Source organism: Arthrobacter sp. SO3, assembly GCF_020532825.1.
In the GTDB taxonomy this organism is placed as follows: domain Bacteria; phylum Actinomycetota; class Actinomycetes; order Actinomycetales; family Micrococcaceae; genus Arthrobacter.
In genome coordinates this window covers 18,115-27,363 of the sequence record NZ_MQTS01000067.1, presented here as the reverse complement: position 1 = coordinate 27,363, position 9,249 = coordinate 18,115, and the positions used below count along the sequence as shown (strand labels likewise).

The window sequence follows — 9,249 nt, the reverse complement described above, 5'->3', positions numbered from 1 at the left end:
GCTCCGGGCAGCCCAGGAATCAGCGGCCGCCGGCAACGGCGGTAAGTTGGAGGCATGCTCTCCTTTATCCCCGGCACCCTGCGCGGCCGGACCAGCCTCCAGCGCGCCCGGCCCGTCGGGCGGGCCGCCCGGCCCATCTGGCGCGCCGCCCGCGGCATGGCGGCGGGCGCCGCCGTCGTCCTGGCCACAGCAGCATGCTCACCCGCCGGTTCCATCGAGTCCGCAGATGTGCCGGCGTGGAAGGCCACAGCGCTTCCCTCTGCCAGCGGGGTAGTGCTCGAGGACTCGGGCAGAATCCTCAACCGGGATCCGATCACCAAGACCGCGGCCGGGATCGGCGCAGGCACCTACGTGCTGACCATCAGCTGCGACGGCGGCGGCAAGGCCTTCTTCCAGATTTCCCTTGACGGCGCCCGGCTGAGCGAGGCCGGGGCGGCCTGCAACAGCAGCCGCGAAACGGCGCGGATCAAGGTCCCCGCCGCCGGCACGCTGGAGATCAGCACCTCAAGCGTTGATGCCCCGCTCATTTACGCCTACCAGCTGGTGCCCGCCGAGTGACGTCCCCGCCTCCGACACAGCAGGGCGCCGGAACTTGCCTTCAGGGCAGCCGCCGCTAGGCTCGGTGCATGTCTGCTACTGGGGGTATGCGCTGGAGGATCCGGGCTGCATTGTTGCTGGCGGTGGCCGCAGCTGGCGCAGGGCTGGCCGGGTGTGAATACGCCGACGACGCCGGAGTCTCACCTGCCGCTACCAGCCCTCCCGCCCGGTCGTACCCGGCCAGGTCGCCATTGCCGACCCGAGACCCGGAACTCGCGGCCGCCGAAACCCGCAACCTGTTGGAGCTTGGGGCCATGCTCGGCGACTCACCGGACGGGCTGCTGGTCGGCGGCTCGGGCGGGCTTGGCGGTACCAGCAGCGGAGGGTTCTCGACCTCGGGCACCGTCACCCGCACCGGACAATACAAGGTCAGCGCAGCCTGCCTCGGGGCACCGGAGGCGCATTTGTCCGTCACTCAAAGCGTCCGGCAAGGCGGCACGCGCCTGGAGCTCAGCCTCGACTGCGGCAGCGTGGCGGAAGCTCTTGTCGAGTTGGAAACCGGGACAGTATCGGCCTACCTCGTCCGCTATGGCGGCGGCATCCCCGGGCCTGGAACAGGCGCCGCCGCAGGCATCCGGATTACCCTGAACGAATCTCCCTGAGTCTGGGAAGCAGCTCCGTTCCTCCGCCATTGGACTCTGGTGCGGGGACTCGGGCGGGGTTAATGTCGGGATATGCCTTCTGTTCCGGTGTCCAGCGTGGCCCGGACCCGCACGGTATCCGCCGTGGGACTGTCCTTGGCGCTGGCCATGAGTATGGCGCTGGCCGGTTGCGCCTACGAATACGACGATGCTTCTGCCGGCGGGACGGCGTCCGCGTCCGCCCCGGCGTTCAGCGATGCGGCCGTGCCGCGGGATCCTTCGACGAGATGGCCGGTCTCCGGGGCCGAGCTGGATGCGTGGCTGGCGCAGGTACTCCCCGCCACCGAGGGCCAGGTGTTCCACACCGGCTATGGCACGCTTGCGGCGGATGAGGAACGAGCGGAGACCACCTCGAACCTGCCGCGCGGCAGCTACGCCATTACCTTGGCCTGCCGGAGTCCGCGCCGGGTGTTGTTCAGCGTGAGCCATGACGACACGGAACTGGTGGACCTTCACCTGCGTTGCGGGACGCCACGGGTGAACGTGGTTTATCTGCCCGCCGACTCTGTCCTCACCATCAAGGTGGCGGCCAACGCTGGAGCCAACTTTGCCTATCGTGTGAGCCGCCTCTGAGGTCCGACGCCGGTCCGCGAACTCAGGCGGCAGGGACGTCAGGCAGCGGGGTTTGAGACGGCAGTAGTTGAGTCAGCACAGCCGTCCGGGCAGCGGAGCGTCTCCGGGCTGGCGGCGCAGTCCGCGCAGTAGAGGGTGAGCGTGCGGCAGGACGGGTTGGAACAGTTCTCGAATTTGCTTGTGGGCGCCGAGCAGCGGACGCATTCGCCGATGGTCTTCGCGTCCCCGCTGAATTCCAGGTGCATGCGCTTGTCGAAGACGTAAAGGGAGCCTTCCCAGAGGCCCTGGTCCTTGAAGGTTTCGCCGTAGCGGACGATCCCGCCGTCGAGCTGGTAGACCTCCTTGAAGCCGCGGTTCACCATGAGGCTGGACAGCACCTCGCAGCGGATCCCGCCGGTGCAGTAGGTGACGACCGGTTTGTCCTTGAGCGCGTCGTACTTGCCGGAATCGAGTTCCTTGATGAAGTCGTGGGTAGTGGCCACGTCCGGGACCACCGCGTCCTTGAATTTGCCGATCTGGGCCTCGAAGCCGTTGCGCCCATCGAAGAAGACGACTTCTTCGCCGGAGTTCTTGCGCGCTTCCACAAGCTGGTGGAGCTCCTCGGGGTTGAGGTGCGTGCCGCCGCCGACGACGCCGTTGGCATCGACCTTGAGTTCTCCCGGGGCACCGAACGACACGATCTCGTCGCGGACTTTGACGCTCAGCCGGGGGAAATCGGCGGCGCCGCCGTCGGACCACTTCACATCGATACCGTGGAAGCCCTTGTATTCGCGGGTGGTCTTCACGTACTGCTTGACCGCGTTCAGTTCGCCGCCGACGGTCGCGTTGATGCCGTCCTTGGAGATGATGATGCGGCCGGTCAGGCCGAGTTTCTCGCAGAGGGCGCGCTGCCAGAGCCGGATGGCGTCCGGGTCCGCGAGGGGAGTAAAGCCGTAAAAGAGCACAATTCTGTTCAAAGCCACGTTTTAAGGGTACTGGGTGGAGCGACGGCGAGGGGCCCGGTGGCCGCGCCAAGGGTTGCTCTGGCACAGCGTAGCGCGGTGACCGCAGGGTGCGATCGGGGCGGCGGGCGCTGTGCGGGTCCCGCCGTGGTCCGGACCCGGCGGCACCGGCTCCGGCGGCACCGGCTCCGGCGGCGCGGTCCGGTCACAATTGAGTAAGCGAGCCCTGTTCTCCCACCCGGCCCCTGTTGCTTGTGGCGGGGCTGGAATACGCTCATCACATGAGTCTTGAGGCCATGGTTGCAGACACCACGCATCTGCTGGAAATCTGGGTCGCCGGTTGGGCCGGGTGCCGGGGATATGAGACACGCCGGGAGGGCCGGTTTCCCGCGGCTTTGCGGGCGGACACCACGCACGAATGGGAATACTTCGCCCACGACCCCTCCGATGCCGAGTTCGCGACGCTGGCCGCTGTCACCGCCGAGGTACCAGCCCGGATCCTCACAATCCTCACGAATGACGTGCAGCGGTACCATTTCCTCGCCCAGCAGCACGGGCTTAACGTCACGTCAGCCTCGCAGACCATGATGATCGTGGACATGGAGACCCAGGACGCCGAGGATCCTTGGCTTCCGGATGATGACCTCCGGTGGGTGCCCTCGCGCACCGACGGCGTCCACCACGCCGTGGTCTACGCCGGGGACGAAGTCGCCGCGAGCGGACGTGTGTTCGTGGTGGACCACACCGCAATCTTCGACAGGATCGTCACGGAACCCGGATATAAGCGCCGGGGCCTGGGCAGCTTCATCATGCGGGCCCTCGCCGCCCAGGCTTTTGAGCACGACGTCGAAAACGGGCTGTTGCTCGCGTCCCTCGACGGGCAAAAGCTGTACTCGCACTTGGGCTGGGCCACGGTCAGCCATGTGCTGATGCTCTCCGCCTCGGACGAGGGCACCGACCTCTCCGTGGGCTGAGGCCCGGGCAGGTCCCGTGCCGGCCGGCCGAGTGCCGGCGGGTTCTGTGCCCCGGGCGATTTGAGGCCGGGTGAAAGAATGTACGAGTGAACCCACATGATTCCCTGATTCCGTTGCTGGGCCGCGGCCCGGACCCGGAACAGCTCCGTCATGTGCGCACCATCCCCGCCCGCCAGGCCGTCCACGAGCCCTGGCCCGAGTGGGCCCACCCCGATGTGGTGAACGCCTACGGTTCGCTCGGCATCCACGAGCCGTACCGCCACCAGATCCAGGCCGCCGAACTCGCCCACGCCGGCGAGCACGTCGTAATCGCCACCGGCACCGCCTCCGGAAAGTCGCTGGCATACCAGCTGCCGGCGCTGGACGCGATCCACCGCTCCGAGCTGCGGGTCCTTGCCGAACCGGGCAAGATCCACGACGACGGCGCCGTCACGCTCTATCTGTCGCCCACCAAGGCCCTGGCGGCCGACCAGCTGGCTGCCATCCGGGCGCTGAAGCTCCCCACCGTCCGGGCCGAGACCTATGACGGCGACACCGACCCCGCGTCCCGCCGCTGGATCCGGGACCACGCGAACTTCATCCTGGCCAACCCGGACATGCTGCATTTCGGGATTCTCCCCAACCACGCGTGGTGGGCTCGGTTTTTCCGCCGGCTGCGCTACGTGATCATCGACGAGGCCCACAGTTACCGCGGCGTCTTCGGATCCCACGTGGCCAACCTGATGCGGCGGCTGCGCCGGATCTGCGCCTACTACAGCCCCGACGGATCCGGGCCGGTGTTCATCGCGGCCTCGGCTACAGCTTCCGAGCCCGGGACTTCCTTCGGCCGGCTCATCGGCGCTCCCGTCCGTGCCGTATCCGAGGACTCCTCGCCCCACGGCTCCACCACCGTCGCGTTCTGGGAGCCTGCCCTGAGCGAGGTCCGCGGCGAGAACGGCGCCAAGGAGCGGCGCACAGCCGTGGCGGAAACCGCAGACCTGCTGGCCAACCTGGTCTCCTCGCGGGTGCGCACCATTGCGTTCATCAAGTCCCGGCGCGGCGCCGAGACCATAGCTTCCATCACCAAGCGCCTCCTTGACGAGGTAGATCCCAGCCTGCCGCAACGGGTCGCCGCCTACCGGTCGGGCTACCTGCCGGAGGAGCGCCGTGCCCTGGAGAAATCGCTGCGTTCCGGGGAACTGCTGGGCGTCTCCAGCACCTCCGCCCTGGAGCTGGGGATCGACATTTCCGGCCTCGACGCTGTGCTCGTCGCCGGCTGGCCGGGGACCCGCGCGTCGTTGTTCCAGCAGATCGGCCGGGCCGGCCGGGCGGGGCAGGATGCCATCGCAGCCTTCGTCGCGAGCGACGACCCGCTGGACACCTACCTTGTGAACCACCCCGAGGCGATCTTCGACGTCTCGGTGGAGGCCACGGTCTTCGATCCCTCCAATCCCTATGTGCTGGGTCCTCATTTGTGTGCCGCCGCCGCCGAACTGCCCCTCGGGCACGCCGAACTGGGCCTTTTCGGTGCGACGTCCGAGAAATTGCTGGACCAGCTGGTGGCCCAGGGGTATCTGCGCCGGCGCCCGGCGGGCTGGTTCTGGACCCACCCGCAAAGCGCCGCGGCCATGGTGAACCTGAGGGCCGACGGCGGCGGGCCGGTGAGCATCGTGGACGCCGACACCGGCTCCCTGCTCGGGACCATGGATTCCCCGCAGACGCATTACCAGGCCCACACGGGTGCCATCTACGTCCACCAGGGCGAGAGCTATGTGGTGGAGGACCTGAACGAGGATGACCACTGCGTGATGGTGCGCCGGGCGAACCCCGACTACTACACCACCGCCCGGGACGTGACCCAGATCGAGGTGCTCGAAACGCAGCGCACCACCCAGTGGGGCGATGTGGCCGTGCATTTCGGCGACGTGAAGGTGACAACGCAGGTGGTCTCCTTCCAGCGCAAGGCGCTGATATCGAATGAGATCCTCGGCGAGGAACCACTGCAGCTGGGGGCGCGGGACCTGTTCACCAAAGCGGTGTGGTTTGTTATGGACAACCGATCGCTGACCGGTGCGGGGCTGATCGAAGCCCAGTTCCCGGGTGCCCTGCACGCCGCGGAGCACGCGGCGATCGGTCTCCTTCCGCTGGTTGCCTCCAGCGACCGCTGGGACATCGGCGGCGTGTCCACCGCCATCCACGCAGACACCGGCGTGCCGACCATCTTTGTCTACGACGGCCACCCCGGCGGGGCGGGCTTCGCCGAGCGCGGCTACGACAAGGCGCGGGTCTGGCTCGCCGCCACCCGCGACGCGATCAAGGCCTGCGAATGCGAGTCCGGCTGCCCGTCCTGCGTGCAGTCGCCGAAGTGCGGCAACAAGAACAACCCCCTCGACAAGGACGCCGCCGTAACCCTCATCGACGTGCTGCTCAAGGACGCGACGGACCGGATGCGCGCCGTGCAGCCGGACCAGGCCGCGGCACCGCTGCAGGCATAGTCGCCACTGTGGCCGCCAGTTCACGGGGGCGGCCCCGCACCGGCCAGACCGGTGTCCCCGCCCACGGGGGTGCGGACCTCAAGGTCAGTGCGGACCTGGACCGTGCTGCCGGCGCCCGGGTTGCCATCGCTGCCGACTGGGCACGCAACGCGGTCACGACCGCTGCCAGGACGACCAGCCCGAAGACGGTTACCGGTGTCGCATTCCGCGGCCGCAGGGTTTAGCACTTGAATTGAAAAAAGCCCGAGATTACGCTCTCCATAGGCGCCCCCGATGTATCCCCCAATAACATCGGGGGCGCTTCCACGCCCTGAGCCGATGTCCACCCCTGAGAACCGCCGGCCCCGACAACACAGGTGGTCGTAAGTTGGTCAATGCGCCCGCTGGTAGGCCAGCGGCACCGGCTTCATCAAGCCGGTCGTTCTACCCCGGCGATTTCTCCGCTGATCGTCAGATGTTCTGCCACCTCACGCAGTTTCCTGTTGGAGCTGGAGCTGGCGCGGGTAAGGACAAGAAAGGCCTGCTGGGCGCTTAATTTGTAGCGTTCCATCAGGATGCCCTCCGCCTGGCCGATGAGTTGGCGGGAGATCAGGGCTTCCTTGAGCTGACTGATTTTCTGGGAGTCGGCAAAAGCCACGGCTGCATGGGCGGCAACGATCAGCCCAATCTGCTCGGACTCGAGATTGAAAGCGTCCGGTCTGACTCCGAACAGGTTCAACGCACCCAAGCGGTCGCCTTCGACGAACAACTGGATTGAAAGCATGCTGTGCGCCCCAAGCTCAGCGGCGCCGCTGGAGAACGCCGGCCAACGGGTCTCAGTGCTGAGGTCGGGCACCCGCACAATCCGGTCCTCGTAGGCCGCATCCATGCAAGGCCCTTGCCCGGTGGAACTCTGCAGGGCATCAACCCTGCGGGGAAGGTCACCCGACGCGACTTTGGAATCAATCCTCTTCCGATCGTTGACCAGGCCAATGGACGCATCGGCGGCGCCGGGGATGAGGTGGACGGCGGCCTGGACTATCCCGGCCAGGACGGTGTCGAGGTCATCTTCATGCTGCAACTCCCTAGCCAGCTCACCGAGCTGAGCGGCCAGGTCACCGCTGACACTCCCACTCTGTCCTGACGTCCCGGAGGGACCATAGATCTCAGACGCGTCGATGCTCATCGACCCACCTCGTTCTTCCCTTACCTCTGAGCTTATGCCCGACATCCGGCAATAGATCCATCCCGTACCGGACTTATTTTCCAGCGTGGCCAGCACCGTTCCGCTGTCCACAAATGGGGACATTTCTTTCGGGTTATCCACCGGTACGACTGCCGAGGGAGCTACCCCAAGGCTCCCAAATTCCAGCCGTGGACAGCTCAAAGGTCCTTCCCGCCGATGACCGGGCCCACCGCCGAGGTGTCATTCCACTGCGCCTCCGGCCAGTCCCACGGACCCGACAACGTCCCCGCCACAGCCGCCGGTGCGCCCGATAGAGACCGCAAGCCCTGCCCCTGCTGGACGGACTAAAGAAGCCCCACCAGTGCCGCGGCCACCACCGGCCGGGGCACCGGAACTGAACCGCCACCATCCGTTGACTACATCATTGAGATTCCTGCGAATTAGGAGATCCCCATGCGTCGGTGGCTCCAGCAAGGTGTGCCCGAAGCTCGTGCCACATTAGGGGTGAAGGAAGTCGATCATGCAGCCTCACTTGACCTGGCGTCGATGAGGAGGATCCGGCCAGCTCTTTGGCCTGTGGCCGCCGGTTCACGGGGGCGGCCCCGCTCTGGCCAGACCGGTGGCCGCGCCCACGGGGGTGCGGACCTCAAGCTCCGTGCGGACCTGGACCGTGCTGCCGGCACCTTCGGAGCAGCTGAGAACCCTGGCATTGTTCCGGCGTGCGACGTCCGCGGCGACGGCGCAGGGCTCTCCCGGGATAATTCCCCGGGCAGCATCCGCGGCAGCAAGGGCCGCCAGATCCGCGGCTGCCGCCGCCCGGGTCGCCATCGCTGCCGACTGGGCCAGCAACGCGATCACGACCGCTGCCAGGACGACCAACAGGCCCAGCCCGAGCGCCAAGACGGTCCCGGCGCCGCGCTCCGGGTGCTCAGAGTGGTTCAGCCGCTCAAAGTGCGTCAGGGACTCCGGGTGTTCGAGGTGCTGCGGCTGCTCGCACTGCGCCGAAAACTCCGGCCATTCCGGCTGGCCGCACGCAGCGTGCACGCCCGAAGGCTGCCGGCTCATGCGGCGGGACTCTGCCGCTGGCAGCGCCACGTCCGGATAACCCGGGCCGCGGCTGACGGGCCGGACGTTTCGCCCCGGGTCCAGGCGCGGGCCGAGAATGTCCAGGGAAGAAGCGAACCGACGGCGCCGGGAACCCTGCCGGAGACCGTAACGGTGAGCCATTCGCCGTCGGACGCCACGGCAGATGCCGCCGAATCACCAGCGAGCCGCCGGACGATGACGCCCACTGCGCCGGCGTCCTCGCCCCGGGCCAGGGCGCGGGCCCCGGCCCGCGCGGCCTCCTCCAGTCGCAGCTGGGTGACTCCCGCCGCTGAGCCGGCCAGCAGCAGCGCCAGCAGAAGCATGACGGCGGGCAGCGCCACCGCGAATTCAGCCGTGACGGCCCCGCGGCCCGTTCCGGAGCGACCAGCCCGCCACCACCGGGCAGGCGCGTCCGTTCGAGGGGACGCCGCTTCCCGGCTGGCGCCTCCGGGCTGCCATCCGCGGTTCATGGCAAGGCGAGCGCCGTGCGGATGAGGTTCAGCAGAAAACCCCGGACCTCGTCACTGCGCATGATAAAGACGAGGATGCCGGCAAACCCCACCGCGGCCAGTGTGGCAATGGCGTACTCGGCCGTCGCCATTCCCCGCTCGGAGCCGAACAGCGTTCTGCGGCTTCGCGCCCGGATCGGGTCAGCAGCGGCGGCCCCCGGATAGATCTCGCGGATCTCTGCGCCGTCCGTCTCGGAGCGGACGTGCTGGACGTGCTGGGCCCTGCGGGTGCCGGCGGGCGCGTTATGTTGGACTGACATGGGTTTTCCTTTCCCTGGTGCCGGCGGGA

The 9,249-nt window shown here is 67.6% G+C and carries 11 protein-coding genes; 6 read left to right on the top strand and 5 right to left on the bottom strand.

Going from position 1 to position 9,249, the window contains the following annotated elements; all coding sequences use genetic code 11:
- The first annotated feature begins 54 nt into the window (after positions 1-54).
- The 3 genes from BJQ90_RS07355 (at position 55) to BJQ90_RS07345 (ending at position 1,811) form a co-directional block, all read left to right on the top strand.
- Positions 55-558: a hypothetical protein gene (locus BJQ90_RS07355; RefSeq protein ID WP_413463651.1), complete on the top strand. Its 504-nt coding sequence runs from the start codon at positions 55-57 to the stop codon at positions 556-558.
- Positions 559-626: 68 nt separating this feature from the next.
- Positions 627-1,199 (top strand): hypothetical protein, encoded by a 573-nt coding sequence (locus BJQ90_RS07350; RefSeq protein WP_226759639.1) that lies wholly within the window; start codon positions 627-629, stop codon positions 1,197-1,199.
- 72 nt (positions 1,200-1,271) lie between these two features.
- Positions 1,272-1,811 carry a hypothetical protein gene (locus BJQ90_RS07345; RefSeq protein WP_226759638.1) on the top strand — a complete coding sequence of 180 codons (540 nt, stop codon included), beginning with the start codon at positions 1,272-1,274 and terminating at the stop codon, positions 1,809-1,811.
- A gap of 38 nt (positions 1,812-1,849) precedes the next feature.
- Here the strand turns inward: BJQ90_RS07345 and BJQ90_RS07340 are convergent, their stop codons facing one another.
- Positions 1,850-2,773, bottom strand: coding sequence for a rhodanese-related sulfurtransferase (locus BJQ90_RS07340; RefSeq protein ID WP_226759637.1), 924 nt, complete (start codon positions 2,771-2,773; stop codon positions 1,850-1,852).
- 260 nt (positions 2,774-3,033) lie between these two features.
- On the opposite strand from BJQ90_RS07340, the gene BJQ90_RS07335 reads away from it, so the two are divergent.
- The 3 genes from BJQ90_RS07335 to BJQ90_RS07325 all read left to right on the top strand — a co-directional run bounded on the left by BJQ90_RS07335 (position 3,034) and on the right by BJQ90_RS07325 (position 6,424).
- The gene (locus BJQ90_RS07335) at positions 3,034-3,726 is read left to right on the top strand and encodes a GNAT family N-acetyltransferase (RefSeq protein WP_226759636.1); all 693 of its coding nucleotides are present in this window, start codon (positions 3,034-3,036) and stop codon (positions 3,724-3,726) included.
- Positions 3,727-3,812: 86 nt separating this feature from the next.
- Positions 3,813-6,200: a DEAD/DEAH box helicase gene (locus BJQ90_RS07330; RefSeq protein WP_226759635.1), complete on the top strand. Its 2,388-nt coding sequence runs from the start codon at positions 3,813-3,815 to the stop codon at positions 6,198-6,200.
- A gap of 8 nt (positions 6,201-6,208) precedes the next feature.
- Positions 6,209-6,424: a hypothetical protein gene (locus tag BJQ90_RS07325; RefSeq protein ID WP_226759634.1), complete on the top strand. Its 216-nt coding sequence runs from the start codon at positions 6,209-6,211 to the stop codon at positions 6,422-6,424.
- 185 nt (positions 6,425-6,609) lie between these two features.
- Here BJQ90_RS07325 and BJQ90_RS07320 read toward each other — a convergent pair whose 3' ends face one another.
- From BJQ90_RS07320 to BJQ90_RS07305, 4 genes are all read right to left on the bottom strand, one after another.
- On the bottom strand, positions 6,610-7,365 hold the full coding sequence (locus tag BJQ90_RS07320) for a GAF and ANTAR domain-containing protein (protein WP_226759633.1): 756 nt from the start codon (positions 7,363-7,365) through the stop codon (positions 6,610-6,612).
- A 588-nt stretch (positions 7,366-7,953) separates the two neighbouring features.
- Entirely contained in the window at positions 7,954-8,430 is a 477-nt protein-coding gene (locus tag BJQ90_RS07315; protein ID WP_319004613.1) for an Rv3654c family TadE-like protein, read from the bottom strand.
- Positions 8,427-8,792 carry a TadE family type IV pilus minor pilin gene (locus tag BJQ90_RS07310; RefSeq protein WP_226759632.1) on the bottom strand — a complete coding sequence of 122 codons (366 nt, stop codon included), beginning with the start codon at positions 8,790-8,792 and terminating at the stop codon, positions 8,427-8,429. Before BJQ90_RS07310 ends, BJQ90_RS07315 begins: the two co-directional genes overlap by 4 nt.
- A gap of 125 nt (positions 8,793-8,917) precedes the next feature.
- Positions 8,918-9,220 carry a DUF4244 domain-containing protein gene (locus BJQ90_RS07305; protein ID WP_226759631.1) on the bottom strand — a complete coding sequence of 101 codons (303 nt, stop codon included), beginning with the start codon at positions 9,218-9,220 and terminating at the stop codon, positions 8,918-8,920.
- Between the last annotated feature and the right edge of the window lie 29 nt (positions 9,221-9,249).

Excerpts from the sequence above, each read along its gene's own strand:
- BJQ90_RS07355 (WP_413463651.1), top strand. The coding sequence starts at position 55 with ATGCTCTCCTTTATCCCCGGCACCCTGCGCGGCCGGACCAGCCTCCAG.
- BJQ90_RS07305 (WP_226759631.1), bottom strand. The coding sequence starts at position 9,220 with ATGTCAGTCCAACATAACGCGCCCGCCGGCACCCGCAGGGCCCAGCAC.
- BJQ90_RS07350 (WP_226759639.1), top strand. The coding sequence starts at position 627 with ATGTCTGCTACTGGGGGTATGCGCTGGAGGATCCGGGCTGCATTGTTG.
- BJQ90_RS07315 (WP_319004613.1), bottom strand. The coding sequence starts at position 8,430 with ATGAGCCGGCAGCCTTCGGGCGTGCACGCTGCGTGCGGCCAGCCGGAA.
- BJQ90_RS07345 (WP_226759638.1), top strand. The coding sequence starts at position 1,272 with ATGCCTTCTGTTCCGGTGTCCAGCGTGGCCCGGACCCGCACGGTATCC.
- BJQ90_RS07320 (WP_226759633.1), bottom strand. The coding sequence starts at position 7,365 with ATGAGCATCGACGCGTCTGAGATCTATGGTCCCTCCGGGACGTCAGGA.
- BJQ90_RS07335 (WP_226759636.1), top strand. The coding sequence starts at position 3,034 with ATGAGTCTTGAGGCCATGGTTGCAGACACCACGCATCTGCTGGAAATC.